The organism is Mesorhizobium sp. M6A.T.Cr.TU.014.01.1.1, assembly GCF_004022765.1.
GTDB lineage: Bacteria > Pseudomonadota > Alphaproteobacteria > Rhizobiales > Rhizobiaceae > Mesorhizobium > Mesorhizobium mediterraneum.
The window spans coordinates 80219-103694 of the sequence record NZ_RZPG01000023.1; the positions used below are offsets into that span (position 1 = coordinate 80219).

Genomic DNA, 23476 nt, shown 5'->3' on the forward strand with positions numbered 1-23476 from the left:
GAGAGCCTGATGGGCGCCTATATCCTGCGCCGCATCCTGCTGATGATCCCGACCCTGTTCGGCATCATGGCTATCTCCTTCGCCGTCATCCAGTTCGCGCCGGGCGGGCCGGTCGAGCAGGTCATTGCCAGGCTGACCAACCAGGGCGGCAGCGACCGCCTTGGCGGCGGCGGTGGCGACGCGGGCGGCAGCAATGTCGACGTGGCCGGCGACGTCGGTTCGAAATATCGCGGCGCGCAAGGGCTCGACCCCGAATTCATCGCCAAGCTGGAAAAGCAGTTCGGCTTCGACAAGCCACCGCTCGAGCGCTTCGGCATGATGCTGTGGAACTACATCCGGTTCGATTTCGGCGACAGCTATTTCCGCGACATTTCAGTGATCGATCTGATCCTGGAGAAGATGCCGGTGTCGATCTCGATCGGGCTGTGGATCACGCTTCTGTCGTACCTGATCTCGATCCCGCTCGGCATCCGCAAGGCAGTCAAGGACGGCTCGACATTCGACATATGGACCAGCGGCGTCGTCATTGTCGGCTACGCCATTCCGGGCTTCCTGTTCGGCATCTTGCTGATGGTGCTGTTTGCCGGCGGATCGTTCTACGACTGGTTTCCGCTGCGCGGCATCACCTCCGACAATTGGGACCAGCTGTCCTGGCCGGCGCGGATCGTCGACTATTTCTGGCACATGACCTTGCCGCTGACGGCGCTGGTGCTGTCGGCCTTCGCCACCACGACGCTTCTGACCAAGAATTCGTTCCTCGAGGAAATCCGAAAGCAATATGTGGTGACCGCGCGCGCCAAGGGCCTGTCGGAACGGCAGGTGCTCTACGGACACGTGTTCCGCAACGCCATGCTGATCGTCGTCGCCGGCTTTCCGGGCGCCTTCATCTCGGCCTTCTTCACCGGCTCGCTGCTGATCGAGAACATCTTTTCGCTCGATGGGCTCGGCCTGCTCGGTTTCAGGTCGGTGGTCGAGCGCGACTACCCGGTGGTCTTCGCCAATCTCTACATCTTCTCGCTTCTCGGCCTGATTGTCGGGCTCTTGTCCGACCTGATCTACACTTGGGTCGACCCGCGCATCGACTTCGAGCGGAGAGACGTCTGATGGCCGGGGCCGCAGTCGAAACGACGCCGGACCGGATTGCCCGACCCTGGCTGTCGCCGCTCAACCAGCGGCGCCTGCAGAATTTCAGGGCCAACCGGCGCGGCTATTGGTCGTTATGGATCTTCCTCGTGCTTTTCGTGCTGTCGCTGTTTTCCGAATGGATCGCCAACGACAAACCGGTTCTCGTTGCCTACAAGGGAGAGATCCTGTTTCCGGTCGTGGTCGCTTATCCCGAGGAGAAGTTCGGCGGCTTTTATGCGGTCACCGACTATCGCGACCCGGTCATCCAGGACGAGATCAATGCCCATGGCTGGATGATCTGGCCGCCGGTCCGCTACTCCTACCGGACCGTCAACAACGCCATTCCCGAGGCAGCGCCCACCAAGCCGTCCTGGCTCTATGATGCCAAGACACGTTGCAACCAGTATCCGCAAGGTGCCGCCGACCCCAATTGCGTCGTCGGCAACTGGAACTGGCTGGGCACCGACGATCAGGCACGCGACGTGCTGGCGCGAGTCATCTACGGGTTCAGGGTCTCGGTGTTGTTCGGCCTTATCCTCACCGCCGGATCAGCGCTGATCGGCGTGACGGCCGGCGCATTGCAGGGTTATTTCGGCGGCTGGACCGACCTTCTATTTCAGCGCTTCATAGAAATCTGGTCGGCGATCCCGGTGCTCTATCTCTTGCTGATCGTCGCCGCCATTCTGCCGCCCGGCTTCTTCATCCTGCTCGGGCTGATGCTGCTGTTCTCGTGGGTGGCGCTGGTCGGTGTCGTGCGGGCCGAGTTCCTGCGCGCCCGCAACTTCGAATATGTCAATGCGGCCCGCGCGCTCGGCGTGCCCAACGGCACCATCATGTTCCGGCATCTGTTGCCCAATGCCATGGTGGCGACGCTGACCTTCCTGCCCTTCCTGCTCAGCGGCTCGATCTCGACGCTGACCTCGCTCGACTACCTTGGCTTCGGCCTGCCGCCCGGCTCGGCCTCGCTGGGCGAGCTGCTGAAGCAGGCGCAGCGCAACCTCAACGCCCCATGGCTGGGCATTTCCGGCTTCGTCGTCATCTCGCTGATGCTGTCGCTGCTGGTCTTCGTCGGCGAGGCGACCCGCGACGCCTTCGATCCGCGCAAGACGTTCAGATGAGCGAAGCCCCTCTCCTCTCCGTCCGCGATCTCAGCGTCGCCTTCGTGCAAGAAAGCCGCCAGTCGATGGCTGTCGACCACATCTCCTTCGACATCGCCAAGGGCGAGACGGTGGCGCTGGTCGGTGAATCCGGGTCCGGCAAATCAGTCACGGCCCTGTCGGTGCTGAAGCTGCTGCCCTATCCGGCCGCCAGCCATCCGTCGGGAAAGATCCTGTTCCAGGGCGCCGACCTGCTCGCCACCGACGAGAAGGCATTGCGCCGCGTGCGCGGCAACAAGATCACCATGATCTTCCAGGAGCCGATGACCTCGCTCAACCCGCTGCACACAATCGAGCAACAGATCGTCGAGGTGCTGACGCTGCACCAAGGTCTTGGCGACCGGCAAGCCAAGGCGCGCACCCTGGAGCTGCTCAACGAGGTCGGCATCCGCGAGCCGGAGAAGCGGCTCGACGCCTATCCGCACCAGCTTTCCGGCGGCCAGCGCCAGCGTGTCATGATCGCCATGGCGCTGGCCAACGAGCCGGAGCTGCTGATCGCCGACGAGCCGACAACCGCGCTCGACGTCACCGTGCAGGCGCAGATCCTCGAACTGCTTGCGGAGCTGAAAAGCCGCAAGGGCATGTCGATGCTGTTCATCACCCACGATCTCGGCATCGTCAGAAAGATCGCCGACCGGGTCTGCGTGATGACAAAAGGCAAGATCGTCGAGACCGGACCGACGAAAGATATCTTCGCCAATCCGCAGCATAGCTACACGCGGCATCTGCTTGCCGCCGAACCGAAGGGCAAGCCGCCGGCGGCCAACGCTGCCGCCAAGCCTGTGATGACGGGCCAGGACATAAAAGTCTGGTTTCCGATCAAGAAAGGCTTTTTTCGGCGCACCGTCGACAATGTGAAGGCGGTCGACGGCATCGACGTCACCGTGCGCGCCGGCCAGACGCTCGGCGTCGTCGGCGAATCCGGCTCGGGCAAGACGACGCTCGGCCTGGCGCTGGCCAGGATGATCTCTTCGACCGGGACCATTCGGTTCAACGGGCGCGACATCAACGAGCTGACTTTCAACGCCATGCGGCCGCTGCGGCGCGAGTTGCAGATCGTCTTCCAGGATCCGTTCGGGTCCTTGAGCCCGCGCATGTCGGTCTCCGAGATCATCGAGGAAGGGCTGAAGATCCACGAGCCGAAACTGTCGCCCGATGAACGTGATAAGCGCATCGTCGATGTGCTCGGAGAAGTCGGGCTCGATCCCGCCACGCGCAATCGCTATCCGCATGAGTTTTCCGGCGGCCAGCGCCAGCGCATCGCCATCGCCCGCGCCATGGTGCTCAACCCGCGCTTCGTCATGCTGGACGAGCCGACCTCGGCGCTCGATATGAGCGTGCAAGCACAGGTGGTCGACCTTCTGCGCAGCCTGCAGGCGAAGCACGACCTCGCCTATCTGTTCATCAGCCACGATCTGAAGGTCATCCGCGCGCTTGCCAACGACGTCATCGTCATGCGCAATGGCAGGATCGTCGAGGCCGGCCCCTCCGAACAGATTTTCGAACGGCCGCAGACCGACTATACCAAGGCGCTGATCTCGGCCGCGTTCAGGATCGAGACGGCGCCGGTCGGCATCGTCAGCGAGTGACAGGGTCGCGTAAATAGGAAAAAGAATCCGAAATGGAAAAAGGCCGTATCCTGCTTGCCGTCACCGGCTTTCATCCGCAACGCTGGCGCGAACTCTTGTCGGCGGAACGCGAGGTGGTGCTCGAGCCGGACGGCGCCAGCGATCCCTCGATCACCTATGCGGTGGTTTGGAAGCAGCGGCCGAACCTTCTGTCGTCTCTGCCCAATCTGCGCGCCATCTTTTCGATCGGCGCCGGCGTCGACCACATCTTGGCCGATCCCACTGTGCCCGACGTGCCGATCGTGAAGGTCGTCGCCGACAACCTGACCCAGTACATGACCGAATATGTCGTCTGGCGGGTGCTCGATCATCACCGCCAGGGCATGCTCTACCGAACGCAGCAGAAAAGGAAGATCTGGCACGAGCCGCCGCAGCGCCCGGCCGGCGACATCTCTGTCGGCATCATGGGGCTCGGCACGCTTGGCCGCGCGGCGGCGTCGGTGCTTTTGTCGCTCGGCTTTGCAGTCAATGGCTGGTCGCGCAGCGAGCGGCCGATGAAGGGCGTTTCGACCTATGCGGGCGAGGCCGGATTGATCCCCTTCCTCAACGCCACCGACATTCTGGTGGTGCTTTTGCCGCTCACGCCGCACACGCAAGGTATCGTCAATTACGGCGTGCTGAAGGAGCTGAGGAAACGCAACGGCCTCGGCGGCTCGGTGTTGATCAACGCCGGGCGCGGCCGCCTGCAGAAGGATGCCGATATCGCGCGCGCGCTGGAGGACGGCACGCTGAAGGAAGCGAGCCTCGACGTGTTCGAGGTCGAGCCGCTGCCGAAGACCAGTCCGCTGTGGAGCCACCCGAAAGTGTTCGTGACGCCGCATGCGGCGGCGACCTCCGACCCCGTCCATCTGGCGCCGATCATGCTGCGCCAGATGGCCGCCTTCGAGCGCGGCGAGAAGCTCAAGAACCTGGTGGATCGCGACGCGGGGTATTAGCTAGGCAAGCCAAGCTTGGTCTGCTTGGCTGGTTTGCCACATTCGCGGCGGGCGATCGACCGGTTCATGGCGTCGATCCGGCCGCTTGCCTGTTCGACGTCACGCTGGGTCTTGGAACGGACGTCCGGCGTGAATGGGCCGAGGCCCACCCCCGGATCGGAGAAGGACGGCTTGGCATCCTGCGAAAGGCGATATCGCTGCGCCAGCTCGTTTCGTTGCGCCAGCAATTGATCGCAAGGCACGCTATCATATTGCAGCGAGGACTGGACATTCTCATCCTGTCGTTCGGCCATCGAGGCGCCGGCGCAGCCGGCCATCGCCAGGCAAGATGCCAAGACCACCAAGTTCCAGCGCATGGAATGTCCTCCGTATCGATGTCCCGCCCTTTCGGGCATGCGAATCGGGCTTTTTCGCAGCCTGCGCCACACGTGGCGCAGGTGAACGAAAAAGGGCGCCGGACGAGGTCCAAAAACGGAGGTCCCGCCGGCCGTTGCCTGTAGGCCGAGTCAGCAGTCACTTGCAACAGGCTTCCCGCGCCGAAATTAGCAACTATCTCTAAGCCATGCGCGCCAGCGACCTGCTTCATCCCCGGCCTGAGGGCCTCTATTGCCCACCCGGCGATTTTTTCATCGATCCGGTGCGGCCGGTCGACCGGGCGCTGATCACGCACGGCCATTCCGACCATGCCCGTTCCGGCCACCGCTCGGTGCTGGCCACACAACAGACGCTGGACATTATGGGGCTTCGCTACGGCGAAGGCTTTGCCGGGACGACGCAAGCGGCCGCACTTGGCGAGACGATTGCGCTGAACGACGTCACCGTAACCTTCCATCCGGCCGGCCATGTGCTCGGCTCGGCGCAGATCGAGGTCGTGCATCAGGGCACATGCATCGTCGCGTCGGGCGACTACAAGCGCCAGAGGGACGCGACCTGCGAGCCGTTTGAACCGGTCAAATGCGACGTATTCATAACCGAGGCGACCTTCGGCCTGCCGGTGTTCCGCCATCCGCACGATACCGAAGAGATCGCCCGCCTGCTGAAATCGACGGCGCAGTTTCCCGAACGCGCGCATCTGGTCGGCGCCTATGCGCTCGGCAAGGCGCAGCGGGTCATGCGCTTGCTGCGCGATGCCGGTTACGACAGGCCGATCTACATCCACGGCGCGCTGGCCAAGCTCAGCGACTACTACCAGGGCCAGGGCATCGACCTCGGGACACTGGAGCCGGCGACCGTCGAAAGCGGTGGCAAGGGCGATTTCATTGGGGCCGTCATCGTCGGCCCGCCTTCGGCCTTCGCCGACCGCTGGGCGCGGCGCTTTCCCGATCCGATCTCGTGCTTTGCGTCCGGCTGGATGCGCATCCGCCAGCGCGCCAAACAGGGCGGCGTCGAGCTGCCGCTGATCATTTCCGACCATTCCGACTGGGACGAACTGACCGCGACGATCAAGGAGACCGGCGCCGAGGAAATCTGGGTGACGCATGGCCGCGAGGAGGCCCTGGTGCGCTGGTGCGAGCTCGAAGGCATTGCCGCGCGGCCGCTGCATCTCGTCGGCTATGAGGACGAGGGCGATTGATGGCGGGAGGTTCGGTAGTCACCTGCGCAGAGCTCTACGGCGCCCCCCTCTGTCCTGCCGGACATCTCCCCCTCAAGGGGGGAGATCGGCAGCTTCTTCGCCGGCGCTCGTTCTGCAACGTTGATGGTTGGCGAAACTGGCGACGCCATCCAATCTCCCCCCAAGTGGGGGAGATGGCCGGCAGGCCAGAGGGGGGCGCGACAGAACGCGACGCTTGCCCATGGTTCTCACCGCCATGAACCGCTTCGCCGAACTCCTCGATCGCCTCGTCCTGACGCCGTCGCGCAATGGCAAGCTGACGCTGCTGACCGACTACTTTCGCAGCGTCGAGGATCCGGATCGCGGCCTGGCGCTAGCCGCCATCACCGGCGATCTCACCATCGCAGCGGTCAAGCCGGCGATGCTGCGCACGCTGGTCATGGAGCGCATGGACCCGGTGCTGTTCGGCTATTCCTACGACTATGTCGGCGACTTGGCGGAGACGGTGTCGCTGGTCTGGCCGCAATCGCCCGCAGACATCGCGAACCATGAGCCGACGCTCGCCGAGGTCGTCGCAAAGCTGCAGGCGGCGAGCCGTTCCGATGGACCGAAGGTGCTGGCCGGATTGCTCGACAGCGCCAGCATCTCGGCGCGCTTCGCCATCATAAAGCTGGTGACCGGCGGCCTGCGCATCGGCGTCTCGGCGCGGCTGGCCAAGCAGGCGCTGGCCGATCTCGGCAAGGTCGACATCGCCGAGATCGAGGAGCTGTGGCATGGGCTGACGCCACCATATGCCGAGCTGTTCGCCTGGCTGGAAGGCAAGGCCGAGAAACCCAAGAAAACGGCGCTGGCGCTGTTCCGGCCGGTGATGCTGTCGACGCCGGTCGGCGACGGCGATCTCGAAAAGCTCGATCCGGCCGACTACGCCGCCGAATGGAAATGGGACGGCATCCGCGTCCAGGCGGTTTGCGAAGGCGGTGTGCGCCGGCTCTATTCGCGCACCGGCGACGACGTCTCCGGTGCCTTTCCGGATCTCGCCGACGCAATGGACTTTTCCGCCACCCTCGACGGCGAGCTTCTGGTCGGCGATCCCTTGCAGGCGACCGGCACTTTCTCAGACCTGCAGCAGCGGCTGAACCGTAAGAGCGTGACGCTGAAGATCCAGCAGCAATACCCGGCCTTCATGCGCTGCTACGACGTGCTTCAGATCGGCGACGAGGACTTGCGGCCGCTCTCCTTCCACGAGCGGCGCAGCCGCCTCGAAGCCTTCGTCAGGAGCCTCGATCCGAGCCGCTTCGATCTTTCGCCGCTGGTCGAGTTCACCGACTGGCAGGCGCTGGAGCAATTGCGCCGCAAGCCGCTGCATCCGGTCATCGAAGGCGTAATGTTGAAACGCTGGGATTCGCCCTATGTCGCCGGTCGGCCGAAAGGCCCATGGTTCAAATGGAAGCGCGATCCGCACACGGTCGACGCCGTGCTGATGTATGCCCAGCGCGGCCACGGCAAACGTTCGAGCTTTTATTCCGATTACACGTTCGGCGTCTGGTCCGGGCCGGAAGGGTCGGAGGAACTGGTGCCGGTGGGCAAGGCCTATTTCGGTTTCACCGACGAAGAACTGAGGCAGATCGACAAATATGTCCGCGACAACACGATCGAGCGTTTCGGCCCGGTCCGCTCGGTGCGAGCCGACCGCAGACAAGGCCTCGTGCTGGAGGTGGCGTTCGAAGGACTCAACCGCTCGACACGGCACAAATCTGGCGTCGCCATGCGCTTTCCGCGCATTTCACGGCTTCGCTGGGACAAGCCGGCGGCCGAAGCCGACCGCATCGAGACGCTGCAGGCCCTGCTCGACCGTTAGAGCGACGTGCGTCCAATTGGACGCACAAAGTACGCTCTAACACTTTTGGATGCGTTGAAGCTCAAGGAACGATCGAGACGCGGATCTCGTAGATGTCGACCGACTTGCCCTGCTTGTCGAAGTCGGAATTGATGGCGATGGTGCCGGCAGCGCCCGGACGCTTGTCGGGAAAGCGCACGTCGAACAGATATTCGTTGTTCTCATGGCCGACCGCGTAGCGCTTGCGGCCGCAGTCGCCGAGTTCGCCGAAATTGCAATCGACGGAGATCTGCGTCTCCTTGCCCTCCTCGGAGCGGGCGATGATGTCGAACACGGCGTGCTTGCCGGCGAGTTTTTCCAGCACGCCTTGCCCGACGTCAAAGCTGATGGCAGAGCCGGAGGCGCCCGACCGGATGCGCAGGAAGGAGCCGCTGTCGTCCTGCATGACTTCGGCCTTGGCATCCGAAGGCGCACTGACAAGCGCCGGGTCGCTCGGCGAAAACACATTGATCCAGTCGCGATCCTCATCCGCCTCACCGGGGGTCAGCGGCGAGGCCGTGTCGCTTGGCGGCGTGAAATCATCGTCCTCCACTGTCGGAGGCGCTTGCGGAGGGGCCGTGTCGAGTTGGGCCGCCGACTTGAAGACGCCGGTCTGCGCAGCGAAATAGAGGCCGATGCCGGCGGCCGCGAGCAACGTGACGCCGAGGAAGATCGCGGTGAGAGGCAGGCGGGGGCCTCTCACCCGCCTCTCGTCGCGGTCGGGCATCACCTCTGCGTCGTCGTCTCCGGTCGATGCAGGGGACGACATGTCGATCTCCGGCACATCGGCAGAAACCGCCTCGGGCATGATATCGGGAACGACCGGCAAGATGCGCGACCGGGGCATATCGGATGCACGAGACCCTACCGGACCGTCGACAACGACGTCAGGCGACGGCGCGGGGCCAGCATCGGCTTCGACATCCGGTTCGGCATCGGCTTCAGCTTCGGCATCGGCCTCGACTTCGCTGTCGGCCGGCTGCTCCGCCGCCGGTGCTGCGGCGTCATCATCGGTCGGTAGGGCGACATCGGGAACCGCCGGCAGGAACTCGGATTCGATTTGCGTGATCTTGGCCTGCACCGCCTTGCGGCGCTTGATGGCGACTTCCACCGTCACGCTCGGGTTGGCCTGCAGGGCGCGGTCCAGTGCGGCGAAGGCCGATCGGTAGACCCGCTCGCGAAACGCCCGGTCGTCGGCATTGCCTTTTTCGAAGGCGTTCCGGATCGCTTTTTCGATCGCGTCCAAGCGGGATCCCTCTGCACGTACGGTCACATTGTCATGATCGTTAGCCGTAGGCGACCAATCAATCAACGGGCCAGCGGCCGCATTCTGCCTTGGCGACGCATCCAAGGCCGATTTCGGCGATTTTCGGTAAAGGAATCAACATTTTTCACCGATTTTCCCGCCACGGCGCCAACGTGGCGGTCGCGCGACCTGCCGGTGCGGCATGACGCGACCGCATGGCGGATCGGCGCGGCGGCCCCTGACAGGCCTGGGATGAGCCCCAACGCGAAATGCCAAAGTCCCATCTTGAATTTGTGGCGGGGTGCGTTTATCACCCAGCGCATCTTGGAGGCCCTGGCTTCCCGGGGCCGCTTTAGCTCAGTTGGTAGAGCACATCATTCGTAATGATGGGGTCAGGTGTTCGAGTCACCTAAGCGGCACCACTATTTCTCAAGGCTTCGCGGGTTCTGAGGTTATGGCAGAAACTGCGTGGTAGCACGCTGTCTTCAGCGGCGCCTTTTCGCCCCTTGCCTCATCTACAGGCTCGCCTCCGTCTTCCTCAATTTCAAATGCACCATCATCAGGATGCGAGCGATCCAGCGCACGATCCGTCGGGATCTGAAGACAAATGAGCGCAAATGAAAACCAATTGAGACACAACTGAAACACATCTACGCGCAGGCGACATGCACGCGAAACGTTTTGGCAGGATGTTCCGAGCCTCACCAGGCCAGCAACGCAGGAACGTCGCCGATGACACCCGACCAGATCAGACTTGTCCAGGACAGTTTTCGCGAGGTCGTCGCGATACGCGTGGCCGCCGCCGCGCTGTTCTATGAACGCCTGTTCGCGATCGACGCGGATCTTCGCACGCTGTTTCCGGTGACAGACATGGCCAAGCAAGGCGCCAAGCTGATGGCGAGCCTGGGCTTCGTCGTGCACGGATTGGACCGTGCCGACACCATTCTCCCGACGGTGCGCGTGCTCGCCAGGCGTCACGTGACCTACGGCGTCAAGGAACATCATTACCCGATCGTCGGGCAAGCGCTCATCGAGACGCTGGCGGCCGGCCTCGGCACGGCTTTTACGCCGGCCGTGCGCGACGCTTGGGAGGCAGCCTACGGGTTGCTCGCAAGTGTGATGATCGCGGCTGCCCGCGAGGATCAGCTCGCAGCGTGATTTATTGGGATGCAGCCGAAGGCGACCATCCACCCAAACAACAATGCTAAATGGAGAGAAAAACTATGTTCAGATACACAGCTCTTGCAGCGCTTTGCGTTGTGGCAAGTTCCGCTTCTGCCGGCGAACTCACGGCCCGTCAGGGTGGGACCGTCGATCTCGGCAACTTTCACGGCGTCGTCTACTACACCGAGGCCGATGACGGCTATCGGGTGGTCACCACGATGGCGGCGGGCGAAGAAAACCTGCCCGTGCGCTTCGTCGCGACCCTCACCGAAGGCCAGGCGATGGTGATCTCGGTCCCGGGCGAGTTGGCAAAACCCGGCCAGACACTCGAAATCTCGCGCGCCAAAGGCAAGCTCGTCGTCGCGAAGGTCGAGTCCACCCAGTAACGGGCGGAAAGTTGACGTTGCGACGCAACCGGGTAGTCTTGCGCCTGCTTTCCGCGCCTACAACAACGCGAAGAGACAGTCGGCACCGTCATTGGGATGGCTATCGTCCCAACCTCGGAGAACGAGATGCTCAAGGTGCAACGTGCAGAAGTTCGATTTCGGCTTTTTGAGTGCGGACGATTCCTCCTGATCCTGCTAGGCGCCGGTGCACTTGCGTCGGCCGCCTTTGCCGATGCCGCCGAGCCCACAACGCTCGCCGTCGCGGATTTCGAGTTCAGGGATACGTCAGGCGAAGTCAGGGACCAGACCGCTGAACACGAAACGCGACTGAAGGCGTTTGGCGTTGCATTGCGGGATGGTCTTTCGGAGAAGATCGACCTCGTCGCATTACCCTGTCAGGCAGAGCAGTGCACCATCAGGGACCCCGGCCTTGTCGATCTCTCGAAGCAGGCAAGAACAGCCAACGCGAACTATCTCCTGATCGGTCAGATGCACAAGATGAGCACGCTGGTTGGCTGGGTGAAGTTCGCAGTGCTGGATTTGAACAACAACAAGCCTGTCTGCGATCGATACCTGACTTACCGGGGAGATACCGACGAAGCGTGGCGACGAGCAGCAGAGTTCACGGCGCGTGATATCGAGAAGCACTGCATTCCGTAGGTGCGTCTCTATCACCAGCGCATCTTGGAGTGCCTTGGCTTCTCGGGCCGCTCTAGCTCAGTTGGTAGAACACCGCATTCGTAATGCGGGGTCGCGTGTTCGAGTCCATGCAAGCGGCACCAAAAACTTTCCCGAACAAATCGGCCACCGAAAGGCTGCCGATCAAAGCCAAAGTGACTCCGGCCAAACTTATCCCAATGCTTCTCGGTCAAGCAATGTGTCGTCGCCGTGCCTCGGTCGTCGCCCTTCGAACAGGGCACTCTGGTCCCCGATCTGCGCAATCATATGTTCGCGGAAGACCCTCACCCGTTTGGTGCGCCGCAAGTCCGGGTGATAAAGCAGCCATAGCCCCAGATCGTGTATCGGGTCTGGCTCGCGGAAGCGCTCCAACCGGTCGTCACCGTCGCCCATGAAGCATGGCAGGTAGGCCAGCCCAAGTCCGTGTTTCATGGCTGCGAGCGTAAGCAACGTGTCGTCGACAAAAAAGCTGTGACGATGATCCGGGCAGGCCTCGTTGGTCCAGGATTGATGGAAAGCGCAGCATTCCACCCCCAGCCACCTTGGTTTGATTCCGCCGGCGCGCAAAGCCTTGAGGTAGTTTCTTTCCCCGTAGACGGCTGATGCAACGTTGGCGAGCCGGGTACCGACCAGAGTGTCAAGTGGCGTGTTTGTCAGGCGAATCGCGATATCGGCATGGCGTTCGGCCAGGCTGACATACTTGTTGGAAACCTGGACATGCAGCTCGATGTCCGGATAGCTTTCGTTGAAACTGGCAAATATGGGCATCAGCACGGATGATGCCATATTGTTGATCGCCGACACCCTCAGCTCGCCGGCAATCCGATTTTCCTGACCGCCGAGAGCGCCCTCGACTTCGAGGACCTCCATCTCCATCTTACCGGCCGCCATTTTCAATTCCTCGCCGGCCGCGGTCAGTTCGTATCCGGACTTCTTGCGCTCGATCAGGCGTGTGCCAAGCTGCGATTCCAGCAGCCTGATCCGGCGCGACACGGTAGAGTGCTGAACGTTCATGCGTTTGGCGGCGCCGCTGATCGAGCCGTCGCGCGCGACCGCCAGGAAAATCCGCAAATCATCCCACTGCATCTGGAACCCTGATCTGTGCAATTTTGCAAAATGGGCGTCGAGATTTCGAGAATTGAGCCGAAACTACGCGCCCAATATCGTTTCCTGCAAGACAATACTATCCTTCGGAAGCCATTCCGGTTTCTGGGGTCATGCGCCAGGAGGCGACCATGGATCAGCAGCAACCGACTTTCGACCCCGTCAAGTTCAAGGAAATGACCCGCAAGCAATGGGACGGCGCGGCCGAAGCATGGAACCGCTGGGGTCCGCTCCTGTCCCGGTGGCTTGGACCGGCGACGGAACTGATGCTGGACATGACCGATGTAAAGCGCGGCAGTCGCGTCCTCGATGTCGCCGCCGGTGCCGGGGAACAGACATTGACCGCGGCGCGCCGCGTTGGCCCCGAGGGCTATGTGCTCGCCACCGACATTTCGGCCGGAATTCTTGATTTCGCCGCCAGCAACGCGAAACTGGCGGGCCATGGCAACATCGACACCATCGTCGCCGACGGCGAAATGCTGGGCGCCATATCCGCTGACCCCTTCGACGCCGTCATTTCGCGCGTCGGCCTGATCTACTTTCCGGATCAGAACAAGGCGCTGGGCGGAATGCGCGATCACCTCAAACCGGAGGGAAGGGTCGGTGCAATCGTCTATTCCACGGCAGACAAGAACCCGTTCTTTTCGATCCCTGTCGGCATCATTCGCCGCCGCGCCGCGCTGCCCGCACCGCTGCCCGGCCAGCCAGGCCCATTCAGCCTGGGCGATCCCACGGTTCTAGCAAAACGTCTGATCGATGCCGGATTCCGTAACGTGCGGATCGAAAGGATCGATGCGCCGGTGCGGCTGCACTCGGCCCTGGAATGTCTGCAGTTCGAGCAGGAATCGTTTGGCGCGCTGCATCAGATGCTCGCCAGCCTGTCCGCCCGGGAACAGGACGACGCGTGGGCGGAAATCGAAGAGGCGCTTGGCCAGTTCGAGCGGGACGGACAATTCGCGGGACCATGCGAAATGCTAGTCGCGGCCGCCACAAGATAGGGATACGCCGGCCGCTGTACCGAAGCGAGGAGGAACCTCATGACGAGAATTGCCATTGTCCAGGAACCGCCGGCTTTTCTGGATCGTGAAGGGACGATCGCCAAGGCAGTGCGGCTGGTTGCCGAGGCCGCGAATGGCGGCGCCGAGCTTGTGGTCTTCTCCGAGGCGTTCATCCCCGGATCCCCCGCCTGGATCTGGCGCCTGAAGCCGGGGGCCGACGGCGGCCTGGCAGGCCAATTGCACGGGCGCCTGGTCGACAATGCCGTCGACCTCTCGTCGGATCAACTGCGTCCGCTGTTCGACGCCGCCAGGACGTTCAAAGTGACCATCCTGTGCGGCATCAACGAACGCGACAGCCAGTGGAGCCGCGCCACTATCTACAACAGCGTCATCGTAATTGGCCCGGACGGTTCGCTTCTAAACAGGCACCGCAAGCTCATGCCCACCAACCCCGAGCGGATGGTCTGGGGATTTGGTGACGCTAGCGGACTCAAGGTCGTCGACACGCCTTCAGGACGGGTTGGCTCGCTGGTTTGCTGGGAGAACTACATGCCGCTTGCCCGGTACGCGCTCTATGCTCAAGGCATCGATATCCACGTCGCCCCAACCTACGACAGTGGCGACGGCTGGATCGGCACATTGCTGCATATCGCCCGCGAGGGCGGCTGCTGGGTCATCGGTGCCGGCAATGTCTTGCGCGTAGAAGATTTGCCGCGCGACTTTCCCGACCGTGACCGCCTCTATCCGGACGCGGACGAGTGGATCAATCAGGGCGACTCCGTGGTCATCGCGCCAGGGGGAAAAATCGTTGCCGGCCCTTTGCGCAAGGAAACAGGCATTCTGCATGCCGACATCGATCTCAAGGCGGCAATTGCCGCTCGCCGCAGTCTCGACGTCGCCGGGCACTACAGCCGGCCGGATATTTTCACCTTGCAGGTCAACGCAAAATCGCAAAGGCCGGCAGAATTCAGCTATTAGCTCTACTGCAGCGACGCCACGGTCTTCAGCGCACCATCGAGCATATCGCCCTTCTCGTCCTTTAGCGCGGCTTCGCGCAGGCGGCGGATCCAGTCAGCGGCATCCGCGCGGCCCTTGAGCAGGTCGAGCGCCGACAGCACCCGGTCGAATTTCGACTGCGCGCGAACATGGGTGTCGCTGTAGCCCTTGATCAGCCGCCGGCAATTGAGGATCTCCGTGGCAAGCGCGTAGTCTCCCGGGACTTGGCCGAGCGCCAGCGCGTACCAGCGCTCGAGATGCGCGGTCTCGACCTTGTGGCGCAGCAGGCGGCGACGCCAGCGGCGCATGCCGCCGATGAACCACAGCGCGGCAAAGCCGGCGAAGCTGTCGGTGCGGATGCGGCGGCCGCGATTGATACGGCGGTCGAGAAAGGCGGCCAGCTTCGGCCGCGCCTCGATGTAGCTGCCGAGCCCGGCCGGCAGCGTGCCGCAGAATTCCTCGATGCGCGGATGGAAATATTCGGTCACCTGCAGGATCGACCCATCCTTGACGCCGACCTCGCGGCGCACGCGCTTGTCGCGTGTCGAGCGTGTCTTCAGGTCGGCGACGCGGATCATGTCGTCGTAGCACATGGCGTTGGCCAGATGCTTTGCCGCTGATATCGACAGCGCGTAGTCGTGGTCGGCATTGTCCAGGACGGCCGCCCGGTCGAGCCGCTCGAGATACTCGCCGCCATAGGCGATGTCCTGATAGTCGACGACCTTTTTCAAACCGCGAAGTGCCATGTCGCGCACCGGAGCCGGCAGCGCATCGACGCGCGCCGCAAGGTCCTGCCAGCCCCTCAGCAGGCTTTCCGGTCCGCTCACCTTTGCCGCCGTACCCAGGCCAGTTTCGGCAGCTTTCGGCTCCGCAGCCTTTTCGCCCAGAGGTGGTGTACTCGCGATGCGGCGGGCGCGATCAAAGGCGGCGCCGAAGGCGGCAAGGCTGGCCTTCACGCCGCGGCCGCCGGCACTGACCGCCTGCTCATAGCTCTCGCGGGTGAACGGCAAGGCATCGGACCCCGCCAGTGCGCCGAGCAGGCTGGCCGAGATCATCGAGCCATTGTCGGCGGCGATCTTCTCCATGTCGAAGGCGATGAAGCGCTTGGCCGCGGCTTCGGCTGTCGCATGCACCTTTGGCGACGAGGCCCGGCCGTCGCCGGGCTCGATCTTTTCCGACACGGCGGCGATGCGGTGCGACGAGGCGATCAGCGTCGTGCGCTCGGGCGTGACGAAGCCGCGGATGATGGCACGGCCGGCTTCCATCAGTTCGGCCGCGATCAAGATGTCGACATCGCCCTGCGAAGGCGACAGCGCGAAGACCGGCAATCGGCCGGTGTCGCGGCACATCTCGACATAGTAGATGGTGGCGCCGGTGCGCTGGGCGACGCCGGCGACAGAGGTCGATTGCGCGACATAGCCATTGCGCTCGGCGACGTCGGTGATCCAGTCGGCGAGCACGCCGCCGCCCTGCCCGCCGACCGCCAGCACGGCAAGCTTGATGACGCGCTCGTCTTCGGGAGCGCCGGCTTTCGAGCGCGGGACGGCGTCAAGCATCGGCGAATGTCAGGCGCCGGCTTTCACGGCGCCGCTGCAAGAGGCTGATGGTGGCGCGACGAGCGGCCTCCAGGAAACGGTCCCAGCGGCTCGGATTGTGCACCACGTCGGCGCGGTAGAAGGACGGGCACAGCACCGCCGCATCGGCGACCTCGCCGCAATTGCCGCAGCCGACGCAGCTCTGGTCGATATGCGCCACCGGATCGTCGCGCAGCGGGTCGTCCAGCGACTTCACCGACAGCGACGGGCAGCCGGACAGCCGCATGCAGGCGTGGTCGCCGGTGCAGATGTCCTCGTCGACGCCGAATTTCGGCTTGACGATCCTTGTCCCGCCCTTGATCGCCTTGTCGACCAGCGGCTTCTCGCGGCGCTGCCGGTTGAGCATGCATTCGGACGAGGCGACGATGACTTTCGGGCCCTTCTCGTCCGTCGTCAGCGCCTCGCGCAATGTGTCCTGCATCTTGGTCACGTCATAGGTGCGGTCGATGTGGCGCAGCCATTTGACGCCCATGCCTTTCACCGCCTCGGTGATCGGGTGCTTGGTCGATTTCGTCTTGTTACCAGCTCGGGATGAAAGAATATCCTGCCCTCCCGTCGCCGCCGAATAGAAATTGTCGACGATGACGATGACGCCGTCATTCTTGTTGAACACCGCATTGCCGATCGACGAGGTCAGGCCGTTGTGCCAGAAGCCGCCGTCGCCGACGAAGGAGATCGAGCGGCGCTTTGCATCGGGCGAATTGAACGCCGAGGCCGAGGCCGGCCCCAGCCCATATCCCATGGTGGTAGCGCCGAGCTCGAAAGGTGGCATGATCGAAAACAGATGGCAGCCGATGTCGGAGGCGATGTGGTGCTTGCCGAGCTCCTGCTCGACCAGCTTGGTCGCGGCGAAGATCGGCCGTTCCGGACAGCCGACGCAGAAGCCGGGCGGACGGCCGGGGACGACGTTGATCAGGTCGGCGGTGTCGAGCCCGTCGCCGATCTTGTTCGGCGCGCGGACTTCGCCCGGCAGCAGGTGGGGAATGGTGGCGCGCAGGAACGATCCGATGCCGTCGAGCATGACCTGGCCGGTGTATTCGCCGGCCATCGGTAGATGCTCCTTGCCGACGAGCTTTGTTCCGCGCCCGGCCTTGTGCAGCATCGAGGCAAAAGCCTGCTCGATGTAGTTGGGCTGCCCTTCCTCGACGACGAGCACGGCGTCCTTGCCCTCGCAGAAGGACAGGAACTCGTCATCGACTAAGGGATAGACGGCATTCAGAACGTAGAGCGGCACGTCTGTGTCGCCATAAGTGTCGGCGAGGTCGAGGCGCTGCAGCGCCCGGATGACCGAATTGTACATGCCGCCCTGCATGACGATGCCGACCGACCCGTGCTCCGGACCGAAGAACTCGTTGATCTTGTTCTCGCGGATGAAATCGACCGCCGCCGGCCAGCGTTTTTGCACCTTTTCCTTCTCATGCAGGAAGGAAGCAGGCGGCAGCACGATGCGGCCGGTGTCGCGGCGCGGCGCGTCGAGCGCATCGGCCACCGTCATCGCCGGCCGCTTGTTGTCCTTGGCGATGAAACGACCATGGACATGGCAACAGCGGATGCGGACCTGCAGCATGACAGGCGTGTTGGAAATCTCCGACAGCTCGAAGCCGTCCTCGACAGCCTTGACGATCGACGGCAGGTTCGGCCGCGGGTCGAGCAGCCAGACCTGGCTTTTCATGGCGAAGGCGTGGCTGCGCTCCTGCATGATCGAGGAGCCTTCGCCATAATCCTCGCCGACGATGATCAGCGCGCCGCCGGTGACGCCGCCCGAGGCGAGGTTGGCGAGCGCGTCCGACGCGACATTGGTGCCGACGGTCGACTTGAACGTGGCCGCACCGCGGATCGGATAATGCACCGATGCCGCCAGCATGGCGGTGGCGGTCGCTTCCGAGGCGCTGGCCTCGAAATGCACGCCGAGCTCGCCAAGAATGTCCTGCGCGTCGGCGAGCACGTCCATCAGATGGCTGATCGGCGCGCCCTGGTAGCCGCCGACATAGCCGACGCCGCATTGCAGCAGCGCCTTGGTGATGGCGAGAATGCCCTCGCCGGAAAACTCCTCGCCGGCGCCGAGCCTGAGCTTTTCGACTTCCTTGGCAAAAGACCGTTCGGCCATTTTTTGGCTCCTTCCGTTACCGCCGGCATCCGGCAGCGCGTAAGATCAAATGTCGTGCTTGCGAATATTCTTCAGCATCTTCTGCAGCGTCGCGATCAGCGCCGCATATTCGGCATCGTCGACGTCGTCGAACATGGCCTCGAACGCGTCATGCATGGCCGGCCAGGCGCGGGTAAACTCGGCGCGACCCTCGTCGGTCAGGAACACATGGCGGATGCGGCTGTCGGTTACCCCCTGCTCGCGCCGCACGAACCCTTGCCCCTCCAGCGTGTCGAGCGTCCGGCTCAACGTGGATTGTTCAATGACCGTATAGACCGAGAGGTCGTTGACGGTGACGCCGTCGGTGACCGACAGCACGGCGAGTGTGCGCACCTGCGGAATGGTCAGGCCCTGCTTGCGGAAATCGTCGCGCAAGGTGGCGTTGTAGCGGCCCATGATGCGGTTCATCAAATAGGGCGCGAATTGCTGCAGGCCGATCTGGCCCAAAGTCGAGATGCGCTGGCGCTTTTCAACCTTCTGTTCCATCACAGCCTCCCCGCCAGCAGGAAGCCGGAGCCGCCGCCAAGCCCGGCGCCGGGATGGGTGGAGGCGCCGATATGGTAGAGGCCCTTGACCCCGGTGGCGTGATTGCGGCTCGTCTTGAACGGCCGCCACAGGAACGACTGGTCGATGGTCGAGGAGCCGCCATAGGGATCGCCGCCGACCAGATTGACGTTCATCGCTTCCAGATCGGCCGGCGAATAGGCGCGGCGTGCAATCACGCTGTCCTTGAAGCCGTCGATATGGCTGGCAAGGATCGCTTCGGCACGGTCCGCGTAGGCTTCGCGCAATGCCTCGGTCCAGCGGCCATCGGCCGGCGGCGGCAGTTTGCCGGCGGCATCGCCCTTGATATGGCGGGGCGCCTCGGGCAATTGCAGCCACAGGATCGCCTTGCCGTCCGGACAGCGCGACGGGTCGAGCGCGTGCGGCTGGCCGACGCAGATGGTCGGCACTTCCGGCAGCATGCCGCGCGTGGCCTCGTTGCAGGCTTTCGACACGCCGTCGAGCCCCGGCGTCAGATGCAGCAGCGCGACCTTGTTCAAGCCGTCGCCGCGCCATGCGGGTGGTTTGTCCAAGGCATAGTGGATCTGGAAATTGCCCTTGCCGTAGCGGTATTTTTGCGTCGCTTCGACGTCGGGTTTCGGCGCTGCGTCGCCGAGCAGCCGCTCGTAGAGCTGGGTCGGCGTGACCGAACAGATGACGCTCTTCTTCGCGGTGACCGTTTCGCCCGAAGCCAGCCGCACGCCGGTGGCTCGGCCTCCGCTCTGGACGATCGAGGCGACGTCCCCGCCAGTCCGGATCACGCCGCCGCGCTCCTTGATTAGCGCTTCGAACGCGGACAGCAGGTTCTTCGCGCCGCCCTTGACGATCGGCGCCCCGGCCGCTTCGAGCGCGAAGGCGATTACCCTGGCGATCTGGCCGGAAAACGCGTCTTCTGGCCCGAGACCGGCATGCAGCACCCAGGGCGCCCACAGCGCGCGGGTGGTCTCGGATTGGTAGGTGCTCTCCAGCCAGCCGCGCGCCGGCACCAGCGCTGCGCCAAGAAAGGCGGCAAGCTCACGCGGGCCGCGGCGCCAGGCTTCGCCCGCCAGCAGCTTTGCCGTGGGGTAGGACCACAGGCTGCCGCCAAGCAGGCCGAACAGCAGACCGGCATTGCGCTCGATCTCGCCGACATCGCTGCCGTGCCGGTCGCCGTCGCCTGCGGCAAGCGCATTGGCAGCCGCGACATTGGCGGGGCGGTCGGTGCGCAGGATGGCATGGCTGCCGTCCGGGCGCAGCACGCCGGTCGGCGTGCCGGTGTTGCAGAATTCCAGGCCGTGCCGCGCCAGATCCTTGCCCAGCGCCGCATAGGCCGGCGAGGTGATGAACAGGACGAAGGTCGTCGCCATCACGTCATGGATGAAACCAGGCGCGGTGATCTCCTCGGTGCGCATGCAGCCGCCGATGCGGTCGTTGCGCTCGAGCACCAGCACCTTCGCCCCCTTGCCGCCAAGCATCGCCGCGCAGACCAGCGCGTTGATGCCGCTGCCGACGATGATGTGATCGGGCGCGTTCATCGGTGATTGCTCTCCGCCGGCAGGAGTTCAATTGGGGAGATTGGCGCTCTACGGCGCCCCCCTCTGTCCTGCCGGACATCTCCCCCTCTTGGGGGGAGATCGGCCGTCACTGCGGCCTTCGAAAATCTCCAAGGCTGTAGGAATGAGCTGGGCGTCGGAACTGCCGATGTCCCCCCAAGTGGGGGAGATGTCCGGCAGGACAGAGGGGGGCGCCGTGGAGCGGCGGCATTGCAAGGCTGCCACTCCCAAATCGTCACTACAGCGTTACCTGCGACCATGATCTTCTCCCGAAGACCGCCACCTCGTCCTAATGCCTTGGCACCAGCGCCAGCGCGCGGATCGGGCTGCCGGTGCCATGCTCGATCTTGAGCGGTGCGGCGATCAGGATCGCGCCTTTCGGCGGCAGCCGGTCGAGGTTGCAGAGGCTGGCGAGCCCGTAGCGGTTGGCCTTGTGCATCAGGCTGTGCGCTGGGAATGGCGGCTCCATTCCCCCTGCTTTGCCGGCATCCGTGCCGATGGTCTCGCTGCCCCAGCCCTTGATGTCCTTGCTGATCAGGTACTGGATGGCCTCGGCCGTCGGTCCTGGCGTGTGCGGTCCGGTCTCGTCGGCGTTGAGGAATTCGGCTTCCGAGCCGTTGCGCTTGTACCAGTCGGTGCGCATCACCACCCATTCGCCGGCATTGATAGTGCCGTGCTCGGCTTCCCACGCCTTGATGTGGTCGACGGTGAGCAGGAAGTCGTGATCGGCAGCGGCTTGGCTGGAGCAGTCGATGACATTGACCGGCCCGACGAAGTTCTGCGCCGGAACGGTGTCGGTGGCGCCGTCCGGATAATCTTTGCCGGTGATCCAGTGCTGCGGCGCGTCGAAATGCGTGCCCGAGTGCTCGCCGAGCTTCAGCCAGTTCCAGGCCCACCACGGTCCGTTCTTGTCATAGGCGGAGATGGCGTGGATCTCGACCTTCGGCGTATCGACGGCGAGTTCCGGCGGCAGCTTGATCAGCGGCGTGTTCGGCCCAAGCGGGGCCGTCAAGTCGACCACCTGGATGGCGCCTGAAAGAAGCTGGCCGGCGACCTCGCCGAGGAGTTTTTGCGTGTCCATGGTCTCTGTTCCCTCTTCTTGGATGGCTCTGAAGGCTCGTTGCGGCCCTTAATATCCTACTAGACGAAAACATATGCATCTGCAATTATCTTTAAGCATAAAGGAAATGGGTTGGGTGGGGTGTGAGCGAGTTTGACGCCATTTTCGTCGGGGCGGGCCACAACAGTCTGGCATGCGCCGCGCATCTGGCGTTGAAAGGTTGGAAAACCGCGATTTTCGAGCGCAGCGCAACAATCGGCGGCGCCGTCCAGACCCGCGAATTCACGCTTCCCGGCTTCCGGCACGATTTCGGCGCGATGAATCTGAGCCTGTTCGCCGGCTCGGCCTTTCACAAGAAATATGCAAATGAATTGAAAAAACACGGGCTGGAATTTGCGCCGGTCGCCGACTGCTTTGCCAGCGCCTTTCCCGACGGACGCTGGTTCGGTGTCAGCCACGACCTGGAGAAGACCGCGTCGCGCCTCGCCGGATTTTCGCAAGCCGACGCCGCCACCTGGCGCCGGCTGGTTGACGCCTTCCCGGCGGAGGCCGAGCATCTGTTCCGGCTGCTAGGAGCGCCGATGAGCGGGCGGGCGCTGGCCGGCACTGCATGGAACCTGTGGCGCAGGAAGGGCTTTGCCGGCACGCTCGACACCGGTCGCCTGCTGCTGTCGTCGCCGCGCGCGTGGCTCGAGGAGAATTTCGAGACCCCGCATGTCAGGGCGACGCTCGCCGCCTGGGGCATGCATCTCGACTTCGCCCCCGACATCGCCGGCGGCGCGGTGTTCCCCTACCTCGAATCGATGGCCAACCAGTGCTTCGGCATGGTGCTCGGCAAGGGCGGCGCCGACACCATCATCCGCGCCCTGTCGGGCATGGTAACCGCTGCCGGCGGCCAGATTATCACCGGGGCTGAGGTGGCCGAAATCACGGTTTCCGCCGGCAAGGCGACCGGCGTGCGGCTTGCCTCCGGCGAGACCCACACTGCCACCAAGGCGGTCGTCGCCGGGGTTGCACCAGGGGCGTTGCCCGGCAGACTGCTGCCTGATGGTTCCGGCGACGCCAGTTTCGACGCGGCGATGAAAAAATTCCGCCATGCGCCGGGCACGATGATGATCCATCTGGCGCTGGACGATCTGCCGGATTGGCGCGCCGGCGCCGAGCTTCGGCAATTCGCCTACATCCATCTGTCGCCGTCGCTCGACGCCATGTCGCGGACCTACCAGCAGGCTATGTCCGGCATGCTGCCGGACGAGCCGGTGCTGGTCGTCGGCCAGCCGACTGCGGTCGATCCGTCGCGGGCGCCGGAAGGCAAGCATGTTCTGTGGGTGCAGGTGCGCATGCTGCCCGCCGAAATGTCAGGCGATGCGGCGGGCACAATCGCGCCGGCTCACTGGGATGAGGTCAAGGAACGCTACGCCGAGCGCGTTCTCGACATCATCGAGACCTATGCGCCCGGTCTTCGCCGGAAGATCCTCGGCCGCGCCGTGTTCTCGCCCCTCGACCTCGAACGCGAGAACCCCAACCTCGTCGGCGGCGACCAGATCTGCGGCAGCCACCATCTGGCGCAGAATTTCCTGTTTCGCCCGGCGCGCGGTTATGCCGGCTGGAAAACGCCGGTCGGGAATTTGCATCTCACAGGCGCTGCAACATGGCCGGGTGCCGGCACAGGTGCGGCCTCGGGCTATATGCTCGCCCAACAGCTTGGCGGGAGGTAGAATTCAAAACACTTGCGGGTGAAGGAGAGGCAATGCG

Annotated in this window: 20 protein-coding genes and 1 tRNA gene; 13 read left to right on the forward strand and 8 right to left on the reverse strand. The window is 63.7% G+C overall.

Annotated elements, in window-relative coordinates; translation table 11 throughout:
• The first annotated feature begins 9 nt into the window (after positions 1 to 9).
• Genes EN885_RS23975 through EN885_RS23990 form a run of 4 tightly spaced genes read left to right on the forward strand, consistent with a single transcriptional unit; the run spans position 10 to position 4845 of the window.
• The gene (locus EN885_RS23975; RefSeq protein WP_095487786.1) at positions 10 to 1104 is read left to right on the forward strand and encodes a microcin C ABC transporter permease YejB; all 1095 of its coding nucleotides are present in this window, start codon (positions 10 to 12) and stop codon (positions 1102 to 1104) included.
• Positions 1104 to 2243 (forward strand): ABC transporter permease, encoded by a 1140-nt coding sequence (locus EN885_RS23980; protein WP_095487784.1) that lies wholly within the window; start codon positions 1104 to 1106, stop codon positions 2241 to 2243. The genes EN885_RS23975 and EN885_RS23980 overlap by 1 nt, the downstream gene beginning before the upstream one ends.
• Positions 2240 to 3871, forward strand: coding sequence for an ABC transporter ATP-binding protein (locus tag EN885_RS23985; RefSeq protein WP_095487782.1), 1632 nt, complete (start codon positions 2240 to 2242; stop codon positions 3869 to 3871). Before EN885_RS23980 ends, EN885_RS23985 begins: the two co-directional genes overlap by 4 nt.
• 32 nt (positions 3872 to 3903) lie before the next feature.
• Positions 3904 to 4845: a glyoxylate/hydroxypyruvate reductase A gene (locus EN885_RS23990; RefSeq protein ID WP_095487780.1), complete on the forward strand. Its 942-nt coding sequence runs from the start codon at positions 3904 to 3906 to the stop codon at positions 4843 to 4845.
• Here the strand turns inward: EN885_RS23990 and EN885_RS23995 are convergent.
• Positions 4842 to 5201 (reverse strand): hypothetical protein, encoded by a 360-nt coding sequence (locus tag EN885_RS23995; RefSeq protein ID WP_095487778.1) that lies wholly within the window; start codon positions 5199 to 5201, stop codon positions 4842 to 4844. The genes EN885_RS23990 and EN885_RS23995 overlap by 4 nt on opposite strands.
• A 206-nt stretch (positions 5202 to 5407) precedes the next feature.
• Between EN885_RS23995 and EN885_RS24000 the strand changes: the two genes are divergently transcribed.
• Together EN885_RS24000 and EN885_RS24010 are read left to right on the forward strand one after the other, a co-directional pair.
• Complete coding sequence (locus tag EN885_RS24000; protein WP_095487776.1) at positions 5408 to 6418, forward strand: ligase-associated DNA damage response exonuclease; 1011 nt, start codon at positions 5408 to 5410, stop codon at positions 6416 to 6418.
• 235 nt (positions 6419 to 6653) lie between these two features.
• Complete coding sequence (locus EN885_RS24010) at positions 6654 to 8255, forward strand: cisplatin damage response ATP-dependent DNA ligase (RefSeq protein ID WP_128243359.1); 1602 nt, start codon at positions 6654 to 6656, stop codon at positions 8253 to 8255.
• A 61-nt stretch (positions 8256 to 8316) separates the two neighbouring features.
• On the opposite strand, the gene EN885_RS24015 is transcribed toward EN885_RS24010, so the two are convergent.
• Positions 8317 to 9519 carry a hypothetical protein gene (locus EN885_RS24015; protein WP_164897524.1) on the reverse strand — a complete coding sequence of 401 codons (1203 nt, stop codon included), beginning with the start codon at positions 9517 to 9519 and terminating at the stop codon, positions 8317 to 8319.
• A 346-nt stretch (positions 9520 to 9865) separates the two neighbouring features.
• Here EN885_RS24015 and EN885_RS24020 point away from each other — a divergent pair.
• From EN885_RS24020 to EN885_RS24035, 4 genes are all read left to right on the forward strand, one after another.
• Positions 9866 to 9941 (forward strand) — tRNA-Thr (locus EN885_RS24020).
• 310 nt (positions 9942 to 10251) lie between these two features.
• Positions 10252 to 10677: a globin family protein gene (locus EN885_RS24025; protein WP_095487768.1), complete on the forward strand. Its 426-nt coding sequence runs from the start codon at positions 10252 to 10254 to the stop codon at positions 10675 to 10677.
• 65 nt (positions 10678 to 10742) lie between these two features.
• Entirely contained in the window at positions 10743 to 11069 is a 327-nt protein-coding gene (locus EN885_RS24030; RefSeq protein WP_095487766.1) for a hypothetical protein, read from the forward strand.
• A 126-nt stretch (positions 11070 to 11195) separates the two neighbouring features.
• Complete coding sequence (locus EN885_RS24035; protein ID WP_164897910.1) at positions 11196 to 11729, forward strand: DUF2380 domain-containing protein; 534 nt, start codon at positions 11196 to 11198, stop codon at positions 11727 to 11729.
• Positions 11730 to 11918: 189 nt separating this feature from the next.
• Here the strand turns inward: EN885_RS24035 and EN885_RS24045 are convergent, their stop codons facing one another.
• Positions 11919 to 12833, reverse strand: coding sequence for a LysR family transcriptional regulator (locus EN885_RS24045; protein ID WP_128243311.1), 915 nt, complete (start codon positions 12831 to 12833; stop codon positions 11919 to 11921).
• Between the two features lie 131 nt (positions 12834 to 12964).
• Here EN885_RS24045 and EN885_RS24050 point away from each other — a divergent pair, with 131 nt between their 5' ends.
• On the forward strand, positions 12965 to 13849 hold the full coding sequence (locus tag EN885_RS24050; RefSeq protein ID WP_206616844.1) for a methyltransferase domain-containing protein: 885 nt from the start codon (positions 12965 to 12967) through the stop codon (positions 13847 to 13849).
• Positions 13850 to 13888: 39 nt separating this feature from the next.
• Complete coding sequence (locus tag EN885_RS24055) at positions 13889 to 14827, forward strand: carbon-nitrogen hydrolase family protein (RefSeq protein WP_128335227.1); 939 nt, start codon at positions 13889 to 13891, stop codon at positions 14825 to 14827.
• 2 nt (positions 14828 to 14829) lie between these two features.
• Here the strand turns inward: EN885_RS24055 and EN885_RS24060 are convergent, their stop codons facing one another.
• The 5 genes from EN885_RS24060 to EN885_RS24080 form a co-directional block, all read right to left on the reverse strand.
• Entirely contained in the window at positions 14830 to 16401 is a 1572-nt protein-coding gene (locus EN885_RS24060; RefSeq protein WP_128243308.1) for an indolepyruvate oxidoreductase subunit beta family protein, read from the reverse strand.
• Positions 16394 to 18547 (reverse strand): indolepyruvate ferredoxin oxidoreductase subunit alpha, encoded by a 2154-nt coding sequence (locus EN885_RS24065; RefSeq protein ID WP_128243307.1) that lies wholly within the window; start codon positions 18545 to 18547, stop codon positions 16394 to 16396. Before EN885_RS24065 ends, EN885_RS24060 begins: the two co-directional genes overlap by 8 nt.
• A 45-nt stretch (positions 18548 to 18592) precedes the next feature.
• Entirely contained in the window at positions 18593 to 19072 is a 480-nt protein-coding gene (locus tag EN885_RS24070; protein ID WP_126037474.1) for a MarR family transcriptional regulator, read from the reverse strand.
• Positions 19072 to 20643: an NAD(P)/FAD-dependent oxidoreductase gene (locus EN885_RS24075; RefSeq protein WP_128243306.1), complete on the reverse strand. Its 1572-nt coding sequence runs from the start codon at positions 20641 to 20643 to the stop codon at positions 19072 to 19074. The genes EN885_RS24070 and EN885_RS24075 overlap by 1 nt, the downstream gene beginning before the upstream one ends.
• Positions 20644 to 20950: 307 nt before the next feature.
• The gene (locus EN885_RS24080; protein WP_128244327.1) at positions 20951 to 21742 is read right to left on the reverse strand and encodes a cyclase family protein; all 792 of its coding nucleotides are present in this window, start codon (positions 21740 to 21742) and stop codon (positions 20951 to 20953) included.
• A gap of 122 nt (positions 21743 to 21864) precedes the next feature.
• On the opposite strand from EN885_RS24080, the gene EN885_RS24085 reads away from it, so the two are divergent.
• A complete protein-coding gene (locus EN885_RS24085; RefSeq protein ID WP_128244326.1) occupies positions 21865 to 23439 on the forward strand; it encodes an NAD(P)/FAD-dependent oxidoreductase in 1575 nt (524 codons plus the stop codon).
• Positions 23440 to 23476 lie beyond the last annotated feature (37 nt).

Coding starts and splice junctions, on each gene's coding strand:
- EN885_RS24045 (WP_128243311.1), bottom strand. CDS start 12,833: ATGCAGTGGGATGATTTGCGGATTTTCCTGGCGGTCGCGCGCGACGGC.
- EN885_RS24010 (WP_128243359.1), top strand. CDS start 6,654: ATGAACCGCTTCGCCGAACTCCTCGATCGCCTCGTCCTGACGCCGTCG.
- EN885_RS23975 (WP_095487786.1), top strand. CDS start 10: ATGGGCGCCTATATCCTGCGCCGCATCCTGCTGATGATCCCGACCCTG.
- EN885_RS24070 (WP_126037474.1), bottom strand. CDS start 19,072: ATGGAACAGAAGGTTGAAAAGCGCCAGCGCATCTCGACTTTGGGCCAG.
- EN885_RS23995 (WP_095487778.1), bottom strand. CDS start 5,201: ATGCGCTGGAACTTGGTGGTCTTGGCATCTTGCCTGGCGATGGCCGGC.
- EN885_RS24050 (WP_206616844.1), top strand. CDS start 12,965: ATGCGCCAGGAGGCGACCATGGATCAGCAGCAACCGACTTTCGACCCC.
- EN885_RS23990 (WP_095487780.1), top strand. CDS start 3,904: ATGGAAAAAGGCCGTATCCTGCTTGCCGTCACCGGCTTTCATCCGCAA.
- EN885_RS24065 (WP_128243307.1), bottom strand. CDS start 18,547: ATGGCCGAACGGTCTTTTGCCAAGGAAGTCGAAAAGCTCAGGCTCGGC.
- EN885_RS24035 (WP_164897910.1), top strand. CDS start 11,196: ATGCTCAAGGTGCAACGTGCAGAAGTTCGATTTCGGCTTTTTGAGTGC.
- EN885_RS24075 (WP_128243306.1), bottom strand. CDS start 20,643: ATGAACGCGCCCGATCACATCATCGTCGGCAGCGGCATCAACGCGCTG.
- EN885_RS24030 (WP_095487766.1), top strand. CDS start 10,743: ATGTTCAGATACACAGCTCTTGCAGCGCTTTGCGTTGTGGCAAGTTCC.
- EN885_RS24080 (WP_128244327.1), bottom strand. CDS start 21,742: ATGGACACGCAAAAACTCCTCGGCGAGGTCGCCGGCCAGCTTCTTTCA.
- EN885_RS23985 (WP_095487782.1), top strand. CDS start 2,240: ATGAGCGAAGCCCCTCTCCTCTCCGTCCGCGATCTCAGCGTCGCCTTC.
- EN885_RS24060 (WP_128243308.1), bottom strand. CDS start 16,401: ATGCTTGACGCCGTCCCGCGCTCGAAAGCCGGCGCTCCCGAAGACGAG.
- EN885_RS24055 (WP_128335227.1), top strand. CDS start 13,889: ATGACGAGAATTGCCATTGTCCAGGAACCGCCGGCTTTTCTGGATCGT.
- EN885_RS24000 (WP_095487776.1), top strand. CDS start 5,408: ATGCGCGCCAGCGACCTGCTTCATCCCCGGCCTGAGGGCCTCTATTGC.
- EN885_RS24025 (WP_095487768.1), top strand. CDS start 10,252: ATGACACCCGACCAGATCAGACTTGTCCAGGACAGTTTTCGCGAGGTC.
- EN885_RS23980 (WP_095487784.1), top strand. CDS start 1,104: ATGGCCGGGGCCGCAGTCGAAACGACGCCGGACCGGATTGCCCGACCC.